Here is a 22,776-nt window from a genome sequence, read left to right as displayed (position 1 = left end):
TCGCATGTCCACGATGGCCCACGGCCTGCCGGAGCTGACCTACACCGCGACCGTCGACCACGCCCTGATCCACCGGCGGCACACCAGCGAGGCGTTCCTGACCGACGCCGTGCGCACCGGCCCGGCCACCTTCGTCGCCGCCGCGCTGCTGCCGGCCTGGCACCAGCACTACGGCGCGCACACCGGGCCCAGCCGCCACCGCGACCCGCTGCTGCTGCTGGAGTGCGTCCGCCAGGCCGAGACGTTCGCCGCACACACCATGTTCGGCGCCGAGTCGGACGCGCACTTCGTGCTGCGGCACTGGAACGCGGAGTTCGGCCGGTTCCCGCACGGCTACGGCGAGGCCGAGCTGCTGCTGACCGCGACCACCGCCAACCGCCGGGCCGTGCGCGACCGGCTGCGCGGCCTGGACCTGGACGTGGAGCTGTGGTCCGATGGCCAGCGCGTGGGCCACGTGGCGATGTCGGTGGGCTACCTCAGCGCCGCCGCGTTCCGGGTGGTGCGCGCCCGCGCCAACGACGGCCCCCCGGTGTCCACGCAGGACCTGCCGCCCACCGCCGGGACACCGGTCCGGCCGGGCGCCGTCGGCCGGCGCCGGGCCACCGACGTGCTGCTGCTCGACGTCGCCGCTGCCCGCGACGAGGTCACCGCGCGGCTGCGGGTGGCCACCGAGAACCGCAGCCTGTTCGACCACCCGCAGGACCACGTGCCGGCCATGGTGCTGCTCGAAGGCGCCCGCCAGCTCGCGGCGCTGGCCACCGCCGAGTGGTCCGGGCGGGCCCCCGAGCACACCGAACTGGTCGCCCAGGAGTCCACGTTCGACACCTACGCCGAGCTGACCGCGCCGGTCGAGCTGGTCGCCACCCCTGCCGGTACCGCCGTCGACGTCGCGTTCCGCCAGCAGGGCCGGGAACTCGCGCACGCCACCCTGGTCATGGGCCGGAGAGGGGACTCCCGGTGACCGCGGCGGTCCTGGCCGGGATCGGCGCCTGCCTGCCGGCGACCGCCGTGCCCAACGAGGAACTGGTGTCCTGGTGGGCCGACCGGCCGGGGACCACCTCGGTGGACGCCGGGTGGATCAGCAGCCGCACCGGCATCCGCTCCCGGCACGTCGTCGCGCCGGGCGAGGCCACCAGCGACCTGGCGGTGACCGCCGGGCGGCGCGCGCTGGACTCGGCCGGGGTGCGGGCCGCCGGCACCGTCGTGCTGGCCACCAACACGCCCGACCGGCTCAGCCCGGCGACCGCCCCGGACGTCGCCGCCCGGCTGGACCTCGGCCCGGTCGGCGCGTTCGACGTCGGCGCGGTGTGCACCGGGTTCGTCTACGCGCTGGCCACGGCCGCCGGGCTGATCGCCGCGCGGATCACCGACAGCGTCCTGGTCATCGGCGCCGACGCGTTCACCACCGTGCTCGACCCGGACGACCTGACCACCCGCGCCGTGTTCGGCGACGGCGCCGGCGCGGTCCTGCTGCGCGCCGGGACGGCCGGCGAACCGGGTGCGCTGGGCGGGTTCCTGCTCGGCAGCGACGGCGCCGACCGCGAACTGATCGAGATCCCCGGTGGCGGGTCCCGCCAGCGTTCCACCGGCCTGCCGGTCAAGGAGGAGGACACCTACTTCCGGATGCGCGGCCGGCCGGTGTTCGCCCGCGCGGTCACCCGGATGTCGGGGGCGGTGCGGCACACCGCCGAGGACCTCGGCTGGGGCGTCGCCGGGGTCGACCGGTTCGTGCTCCACCAGGCCAACGCGCGCATCCTCGCGGCCGTCGCCCGGGGACTGCGGGTGCCGGCCGACCGGTTCGTCAGCAACATCGCCGAGGTCGGCAACACGGTCGCCGCGTCGGTGCCGCTGGCGATGGCCGCCGGGGCGGCCACCGGGCGGCTGCGCCCCGGCGACCGGGTGGTCCTCGCCGGGTTCGGCGGTGGGCTCACCTGGGGGTCGGCCGCGCTGGTCTGGCCGGACCTCCCGTTACCCAGCTACGACACGCCTGACCAAGGAGGACGGACATGACCGCTGTCGAGGACCGGATCACCAAGATCCTGGTGGAGGACTTCAAGGTCCGGGCGGAGGACCTCGGTGCCGGCGCGACGCTGCGCGACCTCGGTTTCGACTCCCTGGTGATCGTCGAGCTGTCGCTGTCGCTGGACAACGAGTTCGGCGTGGAGCTCGGCGACGGGGAGCTGACCGACGCCATGTCGGTCGCCGAGGCCGCCGAGTTACTGCTGGCCAAGGGCGTGTCGCCCTGATGTACCGGGTCGCGATCACCGGGCTCGGCCTGGTGACTCCGGCCGGCATCGGCCTGGACGCCAACCGTGACCGGGTCTGGTCCGGCGAGTCCTGTGCGACGCCCGACGAGTCGCTGCGCGGCTGCCCGGTCGAGTTCAGCTGCCGGGTCCCCGGCTTCGACGCCGACGTCCTGATCGGCGGGTTCGCCGCCCGGGGCCTCGACCGGTTCACCCAGCTGGCGGTGGTCGCCGCCCGACAGGCGGTGGCTGACGCCGGCCTGGACCCCGCCCACTGGGACGGCCCGAGGGTCGGGGTGGTGCTGGGCAACTCGCTGGGCGGCGTCGCGTCCATCGAGGCCAGCCACAGCGCGCTGCTCGACGGCGGGCCGCGCAAGGTGTCCCCGCTGCTGGTGCCCCGGTACATGGCCAACATGGTCGCCGCCCAGGTCGCGCTGGACCTCGGCGCCAAGGGGCCCAGCCAGGTCACCGCCACCGCGTGCGCCTCCGGCGCCACCGCCATCGGCGTGGCCCGTGACCTGTTGCGCCACGACGTGTGTGACGTCGTCATCGCCGGCGGCGCGGAGGCCGCGCTGACCCCGCTGGCGATCAGCGGGCTGGCCAGGATGGGCGCGCTGTCCCGGGCCGGTGACCCGGCCGGCGCCTCCCGCCCGTTCGACGTCGACCGCGACGGGTTCGTGCCGGGCGAGGGCGCCGGGGTGCTGGTGCTCGAACGCCCGGCCGACGCGCTGGCCAGGGGCGCGCGGGCGCACGCCATGGTCGACGGGTACGGCGCGGCCACCGACGCCCACCACCCCACCGCCCCCGCGCCCGGCGGCGAGGGCCTCGAACAGGCCCTGCGCGCGGCGCTGGCCGACGCCGGTCTCGACGGCGCGGCGGTCGACCACGTCAACGCGCACGGCACCTCCACCCCGATCGGTGACGTCATCGAGGGCCGGGTGCTGCGCCGGGTCCTCGGCGACCGCGCGCTGGTGACCTCCACCAAGGGCGTCACCGGGCACCCGCTGGCCGCCGCCGGTGCGGTCGAGGCCGCCTACACCGCCCTGGCCATCGAACACGGCTCGGTCCCGCCGACCGCCAACCTGACCCGCCTGGAACCCGGGATCGACCTCGACGTCGTGCACGGCACCGCCCGCCCGGCGGCGTTGCGCGTGGCGGTGTCGACGTCGATGGGCTTCGGCGGGCACAACGCCGCCCTGGTACTGACAGCAGCCTGAAACCCTAGGGAGACAAGAAGATGAGCACACTGAACAAGATCCGCCTGGTCGCCCTGGACAGTGACGGGGTGCTGCTCAACGACACCTACAGCCCGGTGATCGAACGGTTCGTCACGAAGCACGGCGGCGAGTACACCGCGGCCGTGGAACGCGGCGTGTGGGGCTCCCCGCAGCTGGCCGCCGGGCAGAACATGGCGCTGGCCTGCAAGCTGCCGTGGTCGGCGAAGGAGACCATCGCCGCGTTCTTCCGCGAGCGCGACGCCTACCTGGCCGACCACCCGGTCGAGGTCATGCCCGGCGCCGAGCAGCTGCTGGCCACGATCGCCGAGTTCGGCCCGAGGGTCACCTGCTACGGCGGGCGCAACCGCTCCTACACGTTCGACACCCACCTGGGGCACCTCGCCGGCTACTTCGACGACGACATCCCCTACGTCGACGTCAACGACTTCCGCCCCGGCACCAAGGAGATCGTGCGCGACATCTTCGGCTACGAGTACGACGAGGTGCTGTTCGTCGACGACATCAACCGGGTCGCCGAGGTCACCAAGGCGTTGGGCGCGGGGTTCGTCGGCGTGCCGGCGAGCCTGCCGCACAACTTCCAGCGCGCCGAGATGGCCGAGACCGGGGTGCGCTACGCGGTCGACGACATCCGCGAGATCGACGCGACGCTGCTGGAGAAGGTGGACGAGGAGTTGGCCGCCGGCACGCTGTGGCGGGGCCGGGACTGAGCCAACGACTCCCGGAGAGGAACCAGGCCATGGCCGAACAACGACGTTTCCCGTACTTCCACGAGACGCCGGCCCCGCCCGGTGCGCAGGGCTGGGAGTCGATGTACCCGTACTACCTGGTCTCCGACGAGGAGACCCGCGACGAGGAGGGCGCACGGCTCTGGTTCGCCGACACCATGCACTGGTCGCGCGGCTGCCACCCGCTGGACAGCGTCATCGCCGAGGCCGCCTACCTGGGCGCCGGGCAGAACAGCACCCGGATCTTCGCGCTGCCGGCCTCGCTCGGCCAGGACATCCGCGTCCACCAGGGCTACGTGTACATCGCGCCGGTCCCGGTCACCGACCCGGCCGAGATCGCCCGCCGCGCCGAGCACTTCCAGGCCCGCGCCGGCTACTACTACGACAACTGGGACGAGCTGTACGGGCGGTGGAAGACCAAGGTCGCCGCCGTGGTGGCCGACATGCGCGCGGTGACCTTCCCGCCGCTGCGTGAGCTGGAGCCGATCGAGGTGGTCACCGAGGCGCGCGGCCGGTCCACCGCGTGGGAGGCGATCGCCGGGTTCCGCCGGCTGGTCGACGACCTGTTCGTGGTGTGGCAGCACCACTTCGAGTTCCTCAACCTCGGCTACGGCGGCTACATCGTGTTCTTCGAGTTCTGCCGTGAGGCGTTCCCGGAGATCGCCGAACAGACCATCGCCCGGATGGTCGCCGGCATCGACGTGATCGCCTTCCGCCCCGACGACGAGCTGCGCTCGCTGGCCGCGCTGGCCTGCGAGCTGGACGTCGACCACCTCATCGCCGGTGACGACCCGGACGCGACGTTCGGGGCGCTGCTGGGCAGCGAGGCCGGGCGGCGCTGGCTGATGGCCTACGAACGGGCCAAGGACCCGTGGTTCAACTACTTCGCCGAGTACGGGTTCACCCACGACCAGGACACCTGGCTGGGCAACCCGGCCATCCCGCTGACCGGCATCGCCCGCTACGCGGTCCGGCTGCGCGCGGGGGAGGAGATCGCCCGGCCGGTGGCACGGCTGCGCGCCGAACGCGACGAGATCGTCGCCGAGTACCGCTCGCTGCTCACCGACGCGGAGACCGCGCAGTTCGACGAGCTGCTGGCGCTCGCGCGGCGGGTGTTCCCCTACATCGAGGAGCACAACATCTACGTCGAGCACTGGGCACACGCGGTGTTCTGGCAGAAGATGTGGCAGCTGGGCGACTTCCTGGTCGACGCCGGGTTCGCCCGTGCGCGCGACGACGTGTTCCACCTCAACCGGTTCGAGCTGGAGGAGGTGCTGGCTGACGTCGTCCAGTCGTGGGCGATCGGTGTGCCCCAGCGCGGCGTGCGGCGCTGGGCGGCCGAGATCGAGCGGCGCCGGGGGATCGTGGCGGCGCTGCGCGCGGCCACCCCGCGCCCGGCCTACGGCACCCCGCCGGAGCGGATCACCGACCCGTTCGCCGTGATGAACTTCGGGGTGACCACCGAGCGGGTCGAACAGTGGCTGGGCCAGGAGTCCGGCGGCGGCGACCGCCTGGCCGGGGTCGGCGGGTCGCCGGGGATCGTCGAGGGCACCGTGCGGGTGCTGCGCTCCGAGCACGAGCTGGGGTCGCTGCTGCCCGGCGAGGTGCTGGTGTGCCCGATCTCGGCGCCCTCGTGGGGCCCGGCGTTCTCGGTGGTGGCCGGGGTGATCACCGACATCGGCGGCATGATGTGCCACGCGGCGATCGTGTGCCGCGAGTACGGGCTGCCGGCGGTGGTCGGGACCGGGTTCGCCACGGTGCGGCTGCGCACCGGGGACCGGGTGCGCCTGGACGGCACGACCGGCGAGGTCGTGCTGCTCTCGGACGTGGGGACGGGGGTGGCGGCATGAGCTTCACCGCCCGGCTCGACGACCCGGTCTGTCTGGACGTGCGGCGCTTCGGTGGCAAGGCCGCGGGGCTCGCGCGGCTGGCGGCCGAGGGAATGCCGGTGGCCAACGGGTTCGCCGTCGACGCCCGCGCGCGGCGGCGGATCGGTGTCGACGACGCCGTCCGCGAGGCCTACCACCGGCTCAGCCCGCACAGCGACGTCCCGGTCGCCGTGCGCTCCAGCGCCACCGCCGAGGACTCCGCGGCCACCAGCTTCGCCGGCGGCTTCGACACCGTGGTCGGCGTCCGGGGCGCCGACCAGGTCGTCGAGGCCGTGCGCCGGTGCTGGGCCGGCGTGTCCGGTGAGCGGGCGGTGGACTACGCGCGGGTCAACGGCATCAACCCGGCCACGCTGTCGATGGGCGTGGTCGTGCAGCGCATGGTGCGGGCCACCACGGCCGGCGTGATGTTCACCATCAGCCCGGTCACCGGCGACCGCTCGCGGATCGTGGTCGAGGCCAGCTGGGGTCTTGGCCTGACGGTCGTCGGCGGCGAGGTGACCCCCGAACGCTGGGTGGTGGACAAGATCGCCCTGTCGGTCCTGGACCACGACCCCGGCGACAAACGCCTGGAGTACCGCGAGGACGGCACGCCGGCGGTCGTCGACCCCGCCCGCCGCGTCGCGCCCTGCCTGACCGACGACCAGGTCCTCGACCTGGCGCGGCTGGGCAAGCGTCTGGAACGCCGTCTCGGCGGCCCCCAGGACGTCGAGTTCGCGGTGGAGGACGGGGTTCCGGTCCTGCTGCAGTGCCGCCCGGAGACGGTGTGGTCGGGGAAGACGCAGCGGTCCCGGTTCACCCCGGGGCAGGGCGCGGCCCGGTGGATCACGAGCGTGGTGTCACCGGGCGTGTCCTGACCGTCCGGCCGCGAGCCCCGGGCGTGTCCTCCAGAAACTGGAGGACACGCCCGGGGCTTTCTCAGGCGGCGCGGTTCTGGTCGTCGGTCACCAGGCTGGTCAGGTGGTCACGCAGGGAGGCCACGTTGGGCCGGTCCCACAGCAGGCCGCTGGGCAGCGGCGTGCCGACCCCGCGCACCAGCCGCTGGCGGATCGACTCGCCCAGCAGGGAGTCCACACCCAGCTCGGTGAGCGGACGGTAGGGGTTGAGCGCGTCCGGGTCGGTGCGCAGCTCGACGGCGATGGCCTGGCGGACCAGGGTTTCCACGTGCGCGGCCAGTTCGGACGGTGGCAGCGCGCGCCACGACAGGTCCGCTGTGGACGGTTCGGTCGTGGCGGGGGTCCTGGCGTGGTGGACCACGGCGAACCGCACACCGGTGAGGCTGGCCAGGACCTCCCCGTCCGGGCCGGCGATCGTCACGTCGACCTCGGCGTCCCCGGCGGCGGTGACCGCGCGCAGGTCGATGCCGGCCAGCGCCTCGGCCGGCGGGGCGCCGTACACCCGGACCTCGCGCAGCGCGCCCGGCATGCGCAGCCGCGGCTCGCCGGGGAACAGGACCGGCGCGGCCGACAGGGCGGCGTCGAACAGCGAACCCCAGGTGGTGACCGGCATCGCGTCGTCGGGGTCGGCGGCGATCCTGGCGCGCAGGTGCTCGGCGGCGCGGTGGACCTCGGTGACGCGCCAGGGGAAACCGATGCCGACGACCCCGATGTCGGTAAGCCGCTCCAGGACACAGCCGGGGTCGAGGACCTCGGCCAGCAGCGGCGTGAGCGGCGCGGGACGGGCGCCGGGCGGCGCCACCCTGGCCGAGGAGTTGACCAGCCACGAGTGGTCGCTCGGCTGGTCGGCCAGCCGTGAGCTCAGGCGCAGTTCGCCGTCCTGGAGCACGACCTGGACCTCGCGCGGCAGGGTCACCGCGACGGGGGAGCGCAGCACCACGTCGGTGAGCGCGTCGCCGCCGGCGGCCAGGAACGTCGTGAGCACCACCGCCGCCGGCAGCACCTCGCTGCCCAGTACCTGGTGCCCGCCGGGGTAGGGGCGGCTGGCGGTGTCCACCCTGGTCTGCCACAGCGACACCGGCGAGGCGCCCTGCACGGCCACGTGCCGGCCCAGCACCGTGTGTCCCTCGACGTCGTGGCCGCCGCCGGCGGACGTGGGGCGGGAGCTGACCCAGTAGCGCCGGTGCTGCCAGGCCGTGGCGGGCAGTTCGGCCCGCTCGTGTGCCCGGTGCCCCAGATCCACCGGCACACCAAGGCAGTGCAGCGTCCCCAGACGATCGAGCAGTGTCTCCCGGTCGCCCTGGCCGCGCCGCAGCGTCGGCACGACGACACCGTCCACGCCCACCTCCGCCAGGGTCTCCATCACCGAGTGGGCCACCACCGGGTGCGCCGACACCTCGACGAACAGCCGGTGCCCGTCCGCCACGGCGGCGGCGACGGCGTCGGCGAAGCGCACTGGCGCGCGCAGGTTCGTCGCCCAGTAGGCGGCGTCGCGGGGCGCGGCCGAGCGGGGGTCGGCCAGGGCGGTCGAGTACACCGGGACCCGCGCCGGGCGTGCGGTGAGGCCGTCGAGCGCGGTGCGCAGGTCCCCGACCAGTTCGTCCATGTGGGGGCTGTGGAAGGCGACGTCCGAGTCGACGCGGCGCACCGTCAGACCCTCGGCCCGCCACCGCCGCGCGAGGTCCTCGACCACCGCCACGTCCCCGCTGACCACTGTGGACCGTGGGGCGGCGGCGATCGCGGCGCCGGCCGCGCCGCGCACCCGCCGGTCGACCTCGGCGAAGGGCAGGTTCACCAGCACCATGCCACCGCGCCCGGCAACCCGTCGCAGCAGCGCCGAGCGCCGGCAGATCAGCCGGGCCGCGTCGGGCAGGTCCAGCATGCCGGCGGCCACCGCGGCGGCGACCTCACCGACCGAGTGCCCGATGATCGCCGCCGGGGTCACCCCGTGCGCCCGCCACACCCGGGACAGCCCGACCTGGAGCGCGAAGATCAGCGCCTGGATCTGTCCCACGTCCCCGAGTTCGCCGTCCGCCAGGGCCTGGCGGGGCGTGAAACCCAGCTCCTTGGCGAAGATCTCCGCCAGCTCGTCGAGGGTCTCGCCGAGCACCGGCTCGGTCGCCAGCAGGTCGGCGCCCATCCCGGCCCACTGCGCGCCGTGCCCGGAGAACACCCACACCGGGTGGGGCGACACCGCGCCGCGCAGCACCTGGCCGGTGACGATCCCCGCGCCACCCCGGCCCCGCGCCACCGACCCGAGCCGTTCGGCCAACTCGTCCCGGTCGGCGGCCACCACGCACGCCCGCACGTCCAGCCCGGCCCGCCCGAACGCCAGTGTCGCGCCGACCGCGTCCAGTGGGGCGGCCGCGTCGGACAGCCACGCGGCGAGCCGGGAGGCGTTGGCGCGCAACGCCTCGGTGGTCGTCCCGGACAGCGGGAACAGTCGGGGACCGGTGCCGTCGGGGGTGCGGTCACCGGCGGGGGCCGGCGCCTCCTCCACCACGACGTGGGCCAGGGTGCCGCCGTAGCCGTAGTTCCCCACGCCCGCGCGCCGGGGCCGGTCGGCGCGCCGGGGCCACGCGGTGTTCTCGGTGACCACCGCGAGCCCCGACTCCGCCCACGGGATGGCGGGGTTGAGGCCGTCGCGGGCCAGCGTCGCCGGCAGCTGTTCGTGCCCCAGCGCCAGCACCACCTTGATGATCCCGGCCACGCCGGACGCGGCCTCCAGGTGCCCGATGTTGGTCTTGACCGAGCCGATCAGGCACGGCTGCCCGTCCAGGCGGTCCTGCCCGACGGTCGCCGCCAGCGCGGACACCTCGATCGGGTCACCCACCCCGGTGCCGGTGCCGTGCGCCTCGACGTAGTCCACCGAACCCGGTGCCACGCCGGCGTTCGCGCACGCCAGCCCGACCAGCCTGGCCTGCGCGGCCCCGCTGGGCGCCATGATCCCGTTCGTGCGGCCGTCCTGGCACACGGCGCTGCCGCGCAGCACGGCGTGCACCCGGTCGCCGTCGCGCAGCGCGTCGTCGAGCCGTTTGAGGGTCAGCACCGCGCAGCCCTCGCTGCGCACGTAGCCGTTGGCGGCCGCGTCGAACGCCTTGGACGTGCCGTCGGGGGACAGCGCGCCGGCCGCGTCCAGCGCCAGCGCGTAGGCGGGGCTGGCGACCAGCATCACGCCGCCGGCCAACGCCACCGACGTCTCCCCGGCCCGCAGGCTCTGGCACGCCTGGTGCACGGCGACCAGCGACGCCGAGCAGGCGGTGTCCACCACGACACTGGGGCCGCGCAGGTCCAACGCGTGCGAGACCCGGTTGGCCACCGCGCACATCGACGCGCCGATGCCGCTCCACGCCTCCAGCCGCGGCAGGTCCTCCAGCACGCGGCGGCCGTAGTCGTCGGTGCACACGCCCATGAACACGGCGGTGTCGCTGCCGGCCAGCGCGCTCGGCGCGATTCCCGCGTGCTCCAGCGACTCCCACGCCACCTCCAGCGTGACCCGCTGCTGCGGGTCCATCAGCTCGGCCTCGCGCGGGGAGATGCCGAACACGTCCGCGTCGAACCCGGCGATGTCCTCCAGGTAGCCGCCGGCGCCGATCGCCCGGCGGACCGCGCCGGCGAAGTCGGGGCCGCGCGCGGCGTAGTCGGCCCAGCGCTGCGGTGGCACCGAGCCGATCACGTCCTGGTTGTCCACCAACACGTTCCACAGCGCCGACGGGGACTGGACCCCTCCTGGGAACCGGCAACCCATGCCGACGATCGCGATGGGTACCGGCGGGACTAAGTTGCCATCTGGCGCCATGCGTGCTCTCCCGTGGACTCGGCGGCATCGATTCGTCACAGGTTTCGCGATCCGCACCCCGGCCGCATCTCCGCGAATGCGCGGTGTCTCCCAGGTTGCGCAGTGCCGAAGTGGGCGGGCCGGCGCCGGTGCCGCCAGGATGCCGGGTATGACCGGCCTGATCGACGTACACGCCCACTTCCTCACCGACGACTACGTCGCCGCCGCCGTCGCGGCCGGACACGTCCGTCCGGACGGGATGCCCGGCTGGGCGGTGTGGAGCCTGGCGGACCATCTGTCCCTGATGGACACCGCGGGCATCGCCACCTCCGTGTTGTCGGTGTCCTCGCCCGGCGTCCACTTCGGCGACGACGGTGCCGCCCGCGCGCTCGCGCGCGCGGTGAACGAGTACGGGGCCGGGGTGGCCGCCGCGCGCCCCGAACGGTTCGCGCACTTCGCGTCGCTGCCCTTCCCGGACGTCGCCGGGTCGCTGGCCGAGCTGACCCACGCGCTGGACGTGCTGGGCAGCGCCGGCGTCGCGATCCTGACCAACGCGCACGGCGTGTACCCGGGCGACGGGCGCTACGCCGAGGTGTACGCGGAGCTGGATCGCCGTGCTGCCACCGTGTTCGTCCACCCCACGGCGCCGCCGAACGCGGCGGCGGTGGCCAGCGGGCGGCCGTGCCCGATGGTGGAGTTCGTCTTCGAGTCCACCCGTGCGGCCGCCGACCTCGTGCTGGGCGGCGTGCTGGCCCGCTACCCGCGCATCGAGTGGATCTTCACCCACAGCGGCGGCGCGCTCCCGGTGCTGGCCGACCGGGTCCAGCTGTTCGCCGACGTGTTCCTGGGGACACCGCCGGCCACGCCGGTCGCCGAGCAGCTCGCCGGGCTCTGGTACGACCTGGCCGGGACACCGTTCCCGACCGCGGCGCCCGCGCTGACCGGCGCGTTCGGCGACTCCCGGATCCTCTACGGCAGCGACTACTGCTGGACGCCGGTACCGGCGGCGCTGGCCCACGCGGGCGCCCTGGACACCGCCGCCCAGCCGGCCGGCACCACCTGGCGGGCGCTCACCACCGCCAACGCGCACCGGCTGCTGCCCGCTACGCTGCGGGTATGACGGCTGCGCGCCGGTGTGGGGCCGTGTGATGGGCCGTCCCCCGGAACACTCCGTCGACGAGTTCGTCGACGCGGCGGTGCGGTGCTTCGCCGCCGGTGGCGCCCGCGCGGTCACGGTGACCGCCGTGGCCGAGGCGGTCGGGGCGCGGACCGGGTCGGTCTACCACCGCTTCGCCGGCCGCCCGGGGCTGCTCGCCGAGGTCTGGCTGGGCACCGAGCGGCGGTTCCACCGGGAGCTGGTGGCGGTGCTCGACGCGCACCCCGGCGCGGACGGCGTGGTGCACGCGAGCGGGTGGACGGTCGACTGGTGCCGGGACAACGCGGAGCGGGCGGCCGTGCTGCACGCCGGGGTGCGGGCGTTCTCGCCGCACACCTGGCCGGAGGCGGCCAGGGCCAGCCTGGCGGACAACGCCGCCGCGCGGGAGCGGGAGCTGGCGCGCGTGGTGCGCGCGTTGCGCGCGGAGACCGGCCGGGGCGCCGAGGAGATCCTGCTGGCGCTGATCGACCTGCCGATCTCGGTGGTCGGCCGCTACCTGGGCCGCGGGGAGCCGCCCGCGCCTTCGGCGACCGGGTTGACCCGGCGGATCGCCGCGCTGATCATGGCTGGCTGACGCCGGTGGCGACGATCGTGCCCTGGGCCACCGCGCACAGTGTCGGCTCGCCGCCGTCGGGCGGGATGACCCGGATCTGCGCCGTGCAGACCGCCTGACGCGCGTTGGCGTGCACCACGACACCCTCGGCGCGCAGCACCCCGTCGCGGGCGGCGCGCAGGTAGTTGATGGTGAACCCGGCGGTGATCACGCTGGGGCCCAGCACGCTGCCGCCGGCGAAGGTGAGCACGTTGTCGGCCGCGTAGGCCAGCACGCCGCCGTGCACCACGCCGTACTGCTGGCGGTGCTGGTCGCGGATGTCGATCTCCAGCGTGGCGGCGCCCCGGTCGAACACCGTGCAGCGGGCGCCGACCTGCCCGGTGAACGGTTGCGCCGCCAACACGGAGTTGGCCAGCTCCAGGGTGGGGTGGAACTCGGTCATGGATGATCTCCCGGCACAGTTTTTGAGGATACTCTCAAAAACTGTGCCGGGAGCGCCAGACCCCGGTGGAGGCGGGGTCGGATCTAGAGGGCGGCCGTCGGCGTGCCCGTCCGGAACAACCGGCCACCGAGCCGGCCCAACGGCCGCTCGACCACGTAGAAGCTCACCGTGGCCATCACGATCGAGCTGGCGAGCACCTGGGCCAGCAGCCACCCGTTGGCCATCCCCGGCATCGCCATCGCGGCCGTGCCGAACACGCTGCCCGCACCCAGCCAGAGGTAGACCATCGGGAAGTGCCACAGGTAGATGCCGTAGGAGATCCGGCCGAGGAACACGCTGACCCGGTTGCCCAGCACCGCGTCCATCAACCGCGACCGGGCCACCGGCGAGACCAGCGGCACCAGCACCAGCACACCCCAGATCACCGTCGACACGTGGTCGAGCAGCGCCTGGCTCATCGGCGGGTAGTCACCGCTGCCCGCCTTGTCGAAGGGCCGCACACAGTTGAGGATGTAGAGCCCGAAGGCCGCGACCCACCACGACAGCGGCGAGCGCCCCGCCGCCCGGTACAGCCAGGGCACCTCACCGGTCACGTCCTGGTAGGCGTTGAGCGCGCCGAGCATCATGCCGATCGCCATCACGCCGAGGAACATCGGCGGCCAGAAGATCTCGATCGGGTAGAGGCCCATCGACGGCAGGTGGGTGTAGATCTCCCACGCCGGGCCCAGCAGCACGAACGGCGCCATCGACCACAGCATCCGGCGCAGCTGGCGCTTCGGGTCGCCGGCGACCTTGCGCGCGTACCGGTTGATCAGCGCCGCCGCGATCGGCAGCAGCAGGTAGAACATCAGCTCGGTGACCACGCTCCAGGTGATCTCCAGGCCGGGGATCAGTCCGGTGTAGTCGGTGTTCTTGAAGTAGTGCAGGCCCAGCAGCGGCGAGATCACGTACCAGAGACCGTCGATGGCCGACAGGTTCAGCAGCAGCAGACAGGCCACGATCATGACCCAGTACATGGGCACGATCCGCAGCAGCCGGCGCACCAGGAACGTTTTCACGTTCGGCGCCGAGCCGCCGGTGAACGTCGCCTTCGCGAACCCCTTGTACAGGAGCATGCCGGAAAGCAGGAAGAACGGCGTCAGGATGATGGTGAGGCCGACCGTGAGCCAGTTGAGGACCGGAACACCCTTGAGTGGTCCGACGTCCATGACTCCGGCGAAATAGGCGGTGTGCGCGAAAGCGACACCGACCGCGATCCAACCTCGGATCCCGTCCAGCACGGGAACCCTGGGGCGGCGGGGCTTTTCCGCCACCTTGGGCGGCTCGGCCAGCCCACCCGGAGGTGGGCCTACTAATTCGGCGACCATCGGCGCTCTCCTTCACGGACCATGGATTTGTCAGAATCCAAGACCAGGGTCGGCCGGCGGACATCTTCTGTATTGCGCGATCGGGATTGCGCAGTCCGGAGTAAGATCGGCGGATGGAAATCTGGGTGAACCCCGCGTGTTCGAAGTGTCGCTCTGCGGTGTCCATGCTGGACGACGCCGGTGTCGAGTACACCGTGCGCCGCTACCTCGACGACCCGCCCACCGCCGAGGAACTCGTCGCCGTGCTCGACCGGCTCGGCCTCGAACCGTGGGACATCACCCGCCGCGAGGAGCCCGTCGCCAAGGAACTCGGCGTGCGTGACTGGCCGCGTACCCCCGCCGAGCGCCAGCGCTGGATCGACGCCCTGGCCGCCAACCCCAAGCTGATCCAACGCCCGATCATCACCGCCGACGACGGCACCACGGTCATCGGCCGCTCGCAGGACGCGGTGCGCTCGATCCTGTAGAACGGGACGGGTGCTGATCCGAACCGGGGGCGTGGCCGACGTGCCGGTCGTCATGGGCTTGTTCGACGAGGCGGTGGCCTGGCTGGTGGCCAGGGGCAACACCGAGCAGTGGGGCGCCGTGCCGTGGTCGACCGAGCCACGACGGGTGGCGATGATCACCGAGGAGGTCCGCCAGGGAGAACTGCGCCTGGCGGAGATCGACGGCGACACCGCCGGTGCGCTGATCACCGGCGGCGAGCCGCCCGAGGGCGTCGACCCGGTCGACGAGCCGGAGCTGTACGTGATGCTGCTGCTGACCTCGCGCCGCCACGCCGGGCGGGGGATCGGCGCGGACCTGTTGTCCCACGCCCGATCCCTGGCCGCCGAACGCGGCATCGGGCTGGTCCGGCTCGACTGCTTCGCCGGCGGCGACGGGTCGCTGATCGGCTACTACGAACGCCAGGGGTTCACCCGGGCCCAGGAGTTCACGGTGCGCGGCTGGCCCGGTCAGGTCCTGGAGTGGCGGGCCGCCTCGTAGCGCAGCACCACCACGCCCCTGCCGAACTCGTGCCGCTCCACCAGCGTCAGGTCGACGTGGTGGGCCAGACCCGCGAACAGCGTCGGCCCGTGGCCGACGATGCGCGGGTGCACCACGAACTCGTACTCGTCGATCAGGCCCAGTTCCGCCAGGGCCAGCGGCAGGCGCACACCGCCGACGAACACCCCCCGCCCGGACTCCGCCTTGAGCGCGCGCACGGCCTCGCCCAGGTCACCCCGGACGAGTTCGGCGTTCCAGTCGACCGTGTCCAGGGTGCTTGACACGACGTACTTGCGGGCCGCGTCGATGGTGCGCGCGAACGGGTCGGCCGACTCCGGCGGCGACCCGGGCGGCAGGCGCCAGGCCGACTCCATCATCTCGTAGGTCACCCGGCCGAACAGCAGCGCGTCGGCCCGCTCGAGGTTGGCGGCGTGGTGGCGGTGCAGTGCCTCGTCCGCCTCGACAGCGCGGTGGTCGACGCACCCGTCCAGGGTGATGTTGATGGAGTACCGAAGGGGTGCCATGCGGGAAGACTACGGCCTTGTCCCCAGCCTTCTCCGAACGTGCGCAGGTGCTGGCAGGGTGGTGTCGCGGTCGAGGAGAATGGCTCCATGGAGCTGCCTGAGGTCGTGACGCGGGACGAGTGGCGGGAGGCCCGGCTGGCACTGCTGGCCGAGGAGAAGAAGCTGACCCACGCCAAGACGGCGGTCGACGCGCAACGCCGCGCACTGCCGATGGTGTTGGTGGACAAGGACTACACGCTGGCGGGGCCGGACGGACCGGTCGGGTTGGCCGACCTGTTCGAAGGCCGGCGCCAGCTGGTGATCTACCACTTCATGTTCGACCCGGCGTGGGACGAGGGCTGTGTCAGCTGCTCGGCGGTGACCGACTCGATGGGCCGCCTGGAGCACCTGCACGACCAGGAGACCACGCTGGCGCTGGTGTCCCGCGCGCCGCTGGCCACGCTCACCGCGTTCCGCGAGCGGATGGGCTGGAGCGTGCCGTGGTACTCCTCCCACGGCAGCGACTTCAACTACGACTTCCACGTCTCCAACGACGCCGCGCTCGCCCCGGTCGAGTACAACTACATGGACGAGGCGACGCTGCGCGAACTGGGCCAGGAGCACTTCGTCAGCAACGAGGGCCACGGCGCCAGCGTCTTCCTCCGCGAGGGTGACCAGGTGTTCCACACCTACTCCAGCTACGGCCGGGGCCTGGAGCCGCTGCTGATCACCTACCACTACCTGGACCTCACGCCGCTGGGCCGCCAGCGTCACGTCAGCCAGTTCCGCCACCACGACCGCTACGACGGGGCGTCCGGCCACTCCTGTCACTGAGCGGTCACCGGGTGGTGGCGGCCTCGTCGACGCACGGCTGCTCGGGGTCGACCGCCAGCACGACCTGCACCAGTTCGCGCAACGCGTGCGCGAGGTGCTGGTCGGCCAGGGCGTAACGGACCTGCCGGCCCTCGTAGGTGGCGACGACCAGGCCGCAGCCGCGTAGGCAGGCCAGGTGGTTGGACACGTTGGACCGGGTCAGGTCGAGGTGGCTGGCCAGCTGGGCGGGGTAGTGGACCCCGTCGAGCAGGGCGACCAGGATTCGGCACCGGGTGGGGTCGGCCAGGGCGCGCCCGAGGCGGGCCAGCGCCGATTCCCGGGTCTCGCAGGTCAGCATGACTGGAACAGTACAGCAGAAGCTGATATACAGCGGTGGCTGAACTGTTCTCTCCATGCTGACAGGAGCTCGCATGCCCACCGTGGCGTTGGTCCTCTACCTGGTCTTTCTCGCGCTGGCCTTCGGTCTGCGCACCCTGACGCAGTACCGGCGCACCGGCTCGTCGGGCTTCCACGGCGTCGGCGGCCGGGTGGGGTCGGTGCGGTGGTGGGGTGGCGCGCTGTTCGTCCTGGCCGTCCTGCTGGGGGTGGCCGCACCGTTGCTCCAGGTCACCGGGGTGGTCGACGCCGTCGGGTTCCTCGACGCCACGCCGGTGGCGGTGGTCGGGCTGGTGCTCGCGCTGGCCGGGATCGGTGGCACGCTGGCCGCCCAGCAGGGCATGGGCGCGTCGTGGCGCATCGGCGTCGACCAGCGGGAGACCACCGATCTGGTCACCAGTGGCACGTTCACCGTCGTGCGCAATCCGATCTTCACCACGATGACCACCGCCGGGCTGGGGCTCGCGCTGCTGGCCCCCAACGTCGTCGCACTGGTGGGGGTGGCCGGTCTGGTCGCGGCGATCGAGATCCAGGTCAGGGTGGTCGAGGAGCCCTACCTGTTGCGCACGCACGGCCAGCGCTACCGCGACTACGCCACCCGGGTCGGCCGGTTCGTCCCCGGCCTCGGTCGTCTGTCCACATAGGATTGTGAAATGTCCTGCTTGCCCGGTCCGTTGGGTTTTCGGGATGCTGGAGGCATGACGACTCGTGATGAGGTGACGGGGAAAGGGCTGTCCCGGCGCGCACTGCTGCGTGCCGGCGGACTCGGGGCCGGGGTGACCGCCGCCGGACTGGGCCTACCCGGCCTGGCCGGCGCCACCGAGATCCCGGTACGTCGGGGCTACGCGCCGGTCAACGGGCTCCACATGTACTACGAGATCCACGGCCGGGACACGTCGGCGGCGCCGTTGTTGTTGGTGCACGGGTCGTTCATGTCGACCGAGCAGTGGGGTCCGCTGCTCGCGACGCTCGCCAGGACGCGCCAGGTGATCGTGTTCGACCAGCAGGCCCACGGGCGGACGGCCGATGTGGACCGTCCACTGGTGTTCGAGACCATGGCCGACGACGCCGCGGCGCTGCTGGGTCACCTGGGGATCGCCCAGGCCGACGTGGTGGGGCACAGCCTGGGTGGCGGGGTGGTGTTCCAGGTGGCCATCCGGCATCCGGACCGGGTGCGGACGCTGGTGTCGATGTCGGCGCCGTGCCGGCGTTCGGCGTTCCAGCCGGAGTTCCTCGAAGGCGGGCCGGTGTCCCCCGAGGACTTCGTCGGGACCCAGATCCTGGAGGTCTACGAGCGGGTCGCCCCCCGGCCCGAGGACTTCCCCGTCCTGGTCGACAAGATCAACGGAATCGACGCCCGGGACTTCGACTGGACCGACGGGGTCAGCGCGCTGGCCATGCCCACGATGATCGTGGTCAGCGACGCGGACATCGTGCCCATCGAGCACGCCGCCGAGATGCTGCGCCTCATCGGCGGTGGCGGCTGGGGCGACATCGTGGGCATCCCCGGGGGCCGGCTCGCCGTTCCGCCGGGGACCAGCCACCACATGCCGGTGGGCGTGGGAATGCTGGACCGCCACGAGTGGCTCTCGTCGATGATTCTGGAGTTCCACACGCGGCCGGGGGTCGTTCCGCCGCCGTACTGAGTCTCGCCCCGACGGGCAGGGTCGAGACCCTGCCCGTCAGGAGCGCCGTTCCAGCCTCGCCCCGAGAACGTCCCGGACGTAGATCTCCACGTACTCGGGCAGCCAGGGATCGGCGTCGATCGCGGCGAACACCCGAACCAGCCGCTCGTCGACCCCACCGGTGAGATGGGCGATCCGCCACCGGTTGGTGGGCGCGTTCTCGGTGCCGCCCACCGAATGCTCGACGTGGAAGAGGGCCTGCCCGGTGCCCCGCAGGATCTCCCCGTCGGGCCCCGGGATCTCGCCGGTGCCGATGAACGTGACGGCCTGACGCTCGTGGTCCAGGTGGGTCCGCTCCAGGACCAGCCCGTACCGCTCGGGCTCCAACCACAACCGCTGGCGGGACGCCCGGACGAACACGTCGTCGCCACCCCAGACCCGCGCGCTGCCGGCGGCCACCACCCACGGGATGAACAGGTCCGGCCGCCGGGCCTTGCGGACCTCCAGGTCCCACAGCATCGTCCGGGTGAAGGTCACCGCCGGGTCCACGGTGTAGCGGGCCGCCAGCACCTCGTTCACGGCCAGCGGGGCCAGTGCGCAACGCGTGACTTCCTGGCTGTCCCAGGCGGCGCGGAACACCGCGACGTGATCGAGACTCATCGCATCCTGCCGGGCCATGGGCGATCCCCCTCGTCGTACAATTTGGTTAAGCGCATAATGTTATGCGCTTAACTATGTTGTCAAGGAGCGGTCATGGACTTCGCGCGGGCCGACGCCCTCAACCAGGCCATTCGACTGTTGAGCCTGCGGCACCGCGCCAGGGCCGCCGCCCTGCTCACACCACTGGGACTGCACCCCGGCCAGGAGGTCCTCCTGCTGGAACTGGCCAGAAGCGGCCCGATGATCCAGGCCCAGCTCAGCGGCGCGCTGGGCTGCGAACCGCCGAGCGTCACGCTCATGGCCAGCAAGCTCGAAGCCTCCGGGCACATCCGGCGCTCGCCGGCGCCCACCGACCGGCGGGCCACGCTGGTCGAGCTGACCGACAGCGGGCGGGAGCTGGCCGACCAGGTCAGGCGGGCGTGGCGCACGCTGGCCGAGGAGACCGTCGTGGGGCTGGGAGAGGAGACCGTGGCGTCACTGCCCGAGATCCTGGGAACCCTCGCCGAGAACGCGGGCGCCGGCCGGCGGGCCACCGGCGCGAACGCGACCACCAGGCGACCACGCCGCACCGGCCGGGGCTGACCGCGTGGCGCTCAGCGAGCGTCCCCGGCGGTGAGCTTGCCCAGCTGGACCCGGTTGGTGGCCCCGGTCTTGGCCATCAGGCTGGACACGTGCTTCTCCACCGTCCGCCGCGACAGGTGCAGCCGCACGGCGATCTCGTTGTTGGCCAGGCGCGCCCCGAGCAGCAGCAACACCTCGTACTCCCGGCCGGTGACGCCCACCGCGCGCAGGTCGTCCGGCACGTCCTTGGTGCCCGACCGGCGCTGGGTGACCCGCACCCCCATCCGGCGCAGCAACGCCCGGCACGCCCCGGGCACCGCACGGATCCCCGCGTCGTGGAAGTACTGCTCGGCAGTGCGCAGCCACCGGTCCGGCTCGCCCCACCCGTCCTGGGCGGCGGCCTCGCCCACCAGCCGCAGACCCAGATGGCGGGCCACCGGGTACAGCTCCCCCGCCTCCTGACCGCGTTCCAGCCACGCCAGCGCCTGCTCCGGGTCGCCGCGCCGGCCGGTGAGCACCGCCGCCGCCAGCAGCGCGAAGTGCCGGTCCCAGCGCATTCCCGCCGCCGGGCTGGCGCTCACCTCGACGTACTCCGCCCAGTCGAGGGTGCCGTCGAGCGCGCGCAACAACAACGCCAGGCCGTGCCGGCCGGACAGGTGGAACGTCGTCGGGTTGGCCTCCTCGGTGGCCAGCGCGGTCGCCAGGTCGGCGTTGGCCTGCTCGCGGTCCTCCTGGAGCAGCGAGCAGAACGCGGCCCCCAGGCCGTGCAGCCGGGGCACGTACTGGGTCTGGTCGCCGCCCTGCCCGGCCAGTTCCCGCTGGGCCGACTCCAGCTCGGCCCGGTCGCACTGGTGGCCGGCCAGCACCGCCCGCGCGACCAGCATGAACTGGCGGATCTCCAGCAGCCCCAGGCGCGCCGCCGCCGCCGAGACGTTGTCGATCAGGTTCCTGGCGGCGGTGAACTCGCCCCGCAGGATCAGCTGCAACGAGATGTTGACCTCGGACTGGTAGCGGGCGATCACCGCGCCGATCCGCGACGCCAGCTCGCGGGCCTGCTCCAGCCGGTCGATGTCGCCCGCGCGCAGCGCGTCGTCCAGGCCCAGGCGCACCAGGGCGTGGATCTCCCAGATCGGCAGGTCGTGGGCGATCGCGAAGACCCGGCTCTTCTCCAGGTACGCGGTCGCCCGCGCCGGGTCGTGCCGGCGGGCCAGCGCCCCCAGCAACTGCCACGCCTGGCACGCGATGATCGGCAGCGGGATCCGCTCGGCGACGGTCGCCGCGCGCAACGCCATCGCCTCGGCCACCTCCAGCCGCCCTGGCGTCGCCCGGTCCAGCTCCAGGTGCGCGGCCACCACGTCGATCGGCGCGACGTGCTCGTCGTCGGGGTCCGGGCCGAGCAGCGCGCGGGCGATCCGCACCTGGTCCAGGCCGCCCTCGGTGCGCCCGGCCAGGTTCGCCGCCCACGCCAGCTGGGTGTGCAGACGCACCCGGTGGATCCGGTCCAGGCCAGAGCCGAACTCGTCGAACCGCGCGCCGACCGCCAGCGCGCGGTCCACCTGACCGGCCTCGGTCAACGCCAGCAGCTGGCTCTCCAGCGCCGAGGCCCGGTTGGCCGGGTCGTGCACCAGCAGGTCCAGCGACCGGTCCAGCAGGGTCACCGCCGACTGGGCGGCGCCCTGCGCCAGCGCCCGCCGCCCCGCCCTGGCGTAGAGCTGGCCGGCCTCGGTGAACTGGCCGGCGGCCTCCCGCAGCCGCGCGCACAGGTGACACCAGTCGCCCGGCACGTCGCTGTTGAGCTTCTCCACCGCGTCGGCCGCCCGCCGCGCCAGGTCGACCCTGGTCTCCTCGGCGAGCAGCGCCAGCACCGCGTCCACGACCAGCGCGTGGGTGAACAGGTACCAGTCCGGGGTGTGGTCGTCCGGCGCGACCATGTTCGCCACCACGTCGCCGTGCAGGTGGCGCAGCAGCGTGCGGTACTCGAACCCGGTGACCTCCTGGACGATCACCAGCGGGAACCGCTGGCCCAGCACCGCGGCCACCGACACGAACTCCCGCGCCTGCGCCGAGAGCCGCCCCAGCCGCGCGTCGATGCCCTCCACGAACGCCGAGGGCGGATCCGGGAACGAGTCGACCATCCGCCAGCCGTCCTCGTCGCGCACCAGCCGGCCCTCGGTGACGATCTCGTCGAGCAGTTCCTCCACCAGGAACGGCAGACCCATGCTGCCCGTCCACAGCAGATCGGTCGCCGCCGAGGGCAGCGACTGGCCCGCGCCGCCCAGGCACACCGCGCCCAGCGCGCTGACGTCACCGGGGGTCAGCCGCCGCAGCGGGACCACGGTGGCCGCAGACCGCCGGCCCGCCGTGCGGGCGAACTCGACGGTGTCCGCGTCGTCGTCGCGGATCGTGCACAGCAGCAACGTCGGCTGGTGCTCGATGTTGTCGATGACGTACTCCAGCACCGCGAGCGTGTCCGGGTCGACGTACTGCAGGTCGTCGAGCACCACCGCGCAGCCGGCGTGCCGGCCGACCAGCTCGGTCAGCCGGAGCACGCCCTCCGCGAGCACCATCAGCGAACCGCTGGCGGCGACCTCGGACGGCGTGCCCCAGTCGGGGTTGAGCCTGGCCAGCTCGGGGCGGTAGGCGCCCAACTGCTCGACGTCCACGTGCGTGCCGAGGCGTTGCAGCGACAGCAGCGCCTCGCTCAGCGCGCGGAACGGGACCGTGCGGCCCACGGCGCTGCCCCGGCCGCGCATGATGCTCAGCTCGGCGCCGTAGGCCAGATCGGTGGCGTGCGCGGCCAGCCTGGACTTGCCGATCCCGGCCTCGCCGGTCAGCAGCACGACCTGGCCCCGGCCCTTGGCGACCTCGCCGAGGGCCCGCTCGATGATCCCGATCTCGTGGTCACGTCCGACGACGACCGGTGCGCGCACTCCCACGCCCGCTGGACCCT

General features: G+C 73.1%; 22 protein-coding genes. 15 read left to right on the top strand and 7 right to left on the bottom strand.

Annotated features, from left to right (window positions below):
- Positions 1–4 precede the first annotated feature (4 nt).
- From BLA60_RS37065 to BLA60_RS37035, 7 genes are read left to right on the top strand one after another with little or no spacing between them, the layout of a single operon-like run.
- Positions 5–961: an AfsA-related hotdog domain-containing protein gene (locus BLA60_RS37065; RefSeq protein ID WP_075137754.1), complete on the top strand. Its 957-nt coding sequence runs from the start codon at positions 5–7 to the stop codon at positions 959–961.
- Positions 958–2,010 carry a beta-ketoacyl-ACP synthase 3 gene (locus BLA60_RS37060; RefSeq protein WP_075137753.1) on the top strand — a complete coding sequence of 351 codons (1,053 nt, stop codon included), beginning with the start codon at positions 958–960 and terminating at the stop codon, positions 2,008–2,010. Before BLA60_RS37065 ends, BLA60_RS37060 begins: the two co-directional genes overlap by 4 nt.
- Positions 2,007–2,246 carry an acyl carrier protein gene (locus BLA60_RS37055; protein WP_075137752.1) on the top strand — a complete coding sequence of 80 codons (240 nt, stop codon included), beginning with the start codon at positions 2,007–2,009 and terminating at the stop codon, positions 2,244–2,246. Before BLA60_RS37060 ends, BLA60_RS37055 begins: the two co-directional genes overlap by 4 nt.
- The gene (locus tag BLA60_RS37050; protein WP_211288983.1) at positions 2,246–3,460 is read left to right on the top strand and encodes a beta-ketoacyl-[acyl-carrier-protein] synthase family protein; all 1,215 of its coding nucleotides are present in this window, start codon (positions 2,246–2,248) and stop codon (positions 3,458–3,460) included. The genes BLA60_RS37055 and BLA60_RS37050 overlap by 1 nt, the downstream gene beginning before the upstream one ends.
- Before the next feature lie 20 nt (positions 3,461–3,480).
- Positions 3,481–4,188 carry an HAD family hydrolase gene (locus BLA60_RS37045; RefSeq protein WP_075137751.1) on the top strand — a complete coding sequence of 236 codons (708 nt, stop codon included), beginning with the start codon at positions 3,481–3,483 and terminating at the stop codon, positions 4,186–4,188.
- A 29-nt stretch (positions 4,189–4,217) separates the two neighbouring features.
- Positions 4,218–6,056, top strand: coding sequence for a PEP-utilizing enzyme (locus tag BLA60_RS37040; protein ID WP_075137750.1), 1,839 nt, complete (start codon positions 4,218–4,220; stop codon positions 6,054–6,056).
- Positions 6,053–6,949 (top strand): PEP/pyruvate-binding domain-containing protein, encoded by an 897-nt coding sequence (locus BLA60_RS37035; protein WP_075137749.1) that lies wholly within the window; start codon positions 6,053–6,055, stop codon positions 6,947–6,949. The genes BLA60_RS37040 and BLA60_RS37035 overlap by 4 nt, the downstream gene beginning before the upstream one ends.
- Before the next feature lie 61 nt (positions 6,950–7,010).
- Here the strand turns inward: BLA60_RS37035 and BLA60_RS37030 are convergent, their stop codons facing one another.
- The gene (locus BLA60_RS37030; protein ID WP_075137748.1) at positions 7,011–10,787 is read right to left on the bottom strand and encodes a type I polyketide synthase; all 3,777 of its coding nucleotides are present in this window, start codon (positions 10,785–10,787) and stop codon (positions 7,011–7,013) included.
- A gap of 148 nt (positions 10,788–10,935) precedes the next feature.
- Between BLA60_RS37030 and BLA60_RS37025 the strand changes: the two genes are divergently transcribed.
- Together BLA60_RS37025 and BLA60_RS37020 are read left to right on the top strand one after the other, a co-directional pair.
- Positions 10,936–11,886, top strand: coding sequence for an amidohydrolase family protein (locus BLA60_RS37025; protein WP_075137747.1), 951 nt, complete (start codon positions 10,936–10,938; stop codon positions 11,884–11,886).
- Positions 11,887–11,914: 28 nt separating this feature from the next.
- Positions 11,915–12,496 (top strand): TetR/AcrR family transcriptional regulator, encoded by a 582-nt coding sequence (locus BLA60_RS37020; RefSeq protein WP_075137746.1) that lies wholly within the window; start codon positions 11,915–11,917, stop codon positions 12,494–12,496.
- Here BLA60_RS37020 and BLA60_RS37015 read toward each other — a convergent pair.
- Positions 12,483–12,917, bottom strand: coding sequence for a PaaI family thioesterase (locus BLA60_RS37015; RefSeq protein WP_075137745.1), 435 nt, complete (start codon positions 12,915–12,917; stop codon positions 12,483–12,485). The genes BLA60_RS37020 and BLA60_RS37015 overlap by 14 nt on opposite strands.
- 83 nt (positions 12,918–13,000) lie before the next feature.
- Positions 13,001–14,284 (bottom strand): acyltransferase family protein, encoded by a 1,284-nt coding sequence (locus BLA60_RS37010; RefSeq protein ID WP_084735896.1) that lies wholly within the window; start codon positions 14,282–14,284, stop codon positions 13,001–13,003.
- A 113-nt stretch (positions 14,285–14,397) separates the two neighbouring features.
- Here BLA60_RS37010 and BLA60_RS37005 point away from each other — a divergent pair, with 113 nt between their 5' ends.
- Positions 14,398–14,751, top strand: coding sequence for an arsenate reductase family protein (locus tag BLA60_RS37005; RefSeq protein WP_075137743.1), 354 nt, complete (start codon positions 14,398–14,400; stop codon positions 14,749–14,751).
- 10 nt (positions 14,752–14,761) lie between these two features.
- Positions 14,762–15,268, top strand: a complete 507-nt coding sequence (locus tag BLA60_RS37000) for a GNAT family N-acetyltransferase (protein ID WP_425427127.1) — start codon at positions 14,762–14,764, stop codon at positions 15,266–15,268.
- On the opposite strand, the gene BLA60_RS36995 is transcribed toward BLA60_RS37000, so the two are convergent.
- Positions 15,238–15,792, bottom strand: a complete 555-nt coding sequence (locus tag BLA60_RS36995; RefSeq protein WP_075137742.1) for a dihydrofolate reductase family protein — start codon at positions 15,790–15,792, stop codon at positions 15,238–15,240. The two genes, BLA60_RS37000 and BLA60_RS36995, sit on opposite strands and share 31 nt — an antisense overlap.
- Positions 15,793–15,879: 87 nt before the next feature.
- Here BLA60_RS36995 and BLA60_RS36990 point away from each other — a divergent pair, with 87 nt between their 5' ends.
- Positions 15,880–16,605 (top strand): DUF899 domain-containing protein, encoded by a 726-nt coding sequence (locus tag BLA60_RS36990; protein ID WP_075137741.1) that lies wholly within the window; start codon positions 15,880–15,882, stop codon positions 16,603–16,605.
- Positions 16,606–16,609: 4 nt separating this feature from the next.
- Here the strand turns inward: BLA60_RS36990 and cmtR are convergent, their stop codons facing one another.
- Positions 16,610–16,942, bottom strand: coding sequence for a Cd(II)/Pb(II)-sensing metalloregulatory transcriptional regulator CmtR (gene cmtR / locus BLA60_RS36985; RefSeq protein ID WP_075137740.1), 333 nt, complete (start codon positions 16,940–16,942; stop codon positions 16,610–16,612).
- A 73-nt stretch (positions 16,943–17,015) separates the two neighbouring features.
- Here cmtR and BLA60_RS36980 point away from each other — a divergent pair, with 73 nt between their 5' ends.
- Together BLA60_RS36980 and BLA60_RS36975 are read left to right on the top strand one after the other, a co-directional pair.
- Positions 17,016–17,624: a methyltransferase family protein gene (locus BLA60_RS36980; RefSeq protein ID WP_075137739.1), complete on the top strand. Its 609-nt coding sequence runs from the start codon at positions 17,016–17,018 to the stop codon at positions 17,622–17,624.
- Positions 17,625–17,678: 54 nt separating this feature from the next.
- Positions 17,679–18,626 carry an alpha/beta fold hydrolase gene (locus BLA60_RS36975; RefSeq protein ID WP_211288982.1) on the top strand — a complete coding sequence of 316 codons (948 nt, stop codon included), beginning with the start codon at positions 17,679–17,681 and terminating at the stop codon, positions 18,624–18,626.
- A gap of 36 nt (positions 18,627–18,662) precedes the next feature.
- Here the strand turns inward: BLA60_RS36975 and BLA60_RS36970 are convergent, their stop codons facing one another.
- A complete protein-coding gene (locus BLA60_RS36970) occupies positions 18,663–19,265 on the bottom strand; it encodes a hypothetical protein (RefSeq protein ID WP_075137738.1) in 603 nt (200 codons plus the stop codon).
- A gap of 93 nt (positions 19,266–19,358) precedes the next feature.
- Here BLA60_RS36970 and BLA60_RS36965 point away from each other — a divergent pair, with 93 nt between their 5' ends.
- Complete coding sequence (locus tag BLA60_RS36965; RefSeq protein ID WP_075137737.1) at positions 19,359–19,847, top strand: MarR family winged helix-turn-helix transcriptional regulator; 489 nt, start codon at positions 19,359–19,361, stop codon at positions 19,845–19,847.
- A gap of 11 nt (positions 19,848–19,858) precedes the next feature.
- On the opposite strand, the gene BLA60_RS36960 is transcribed toward BLA60_RS36965, so the two are convergent.
- Positions 19,859–22,762, bottom strand: a complete 2,904-nt coding sequence (locus BLA60_RS36960) for a helix-turn-helix transcriptional regulator (protein ID WP_075137736.1) — start codon at positions 22,760–22,762, stop codon at positions 19,859–19,861.
- Between the last annotated feature and the right edge of the window lie 14 nt (positions 22,763–22,776).

Origin of the sequence: Actinophytocola xinjiangensis (genome assembly GCF_001921215.1) — a bacterium.
GTDB lineage: Bacteria > Actinomycetota > Actinomycetes > Mycobacteriales > Pseudonocardiaceae > Actinophytocola > Actinophytocola xinjiangensis.
Note: the sequence above shows the minus strand (reverse complement) of the source record. Positions and strands in the feature narration are given on the sequence as shown.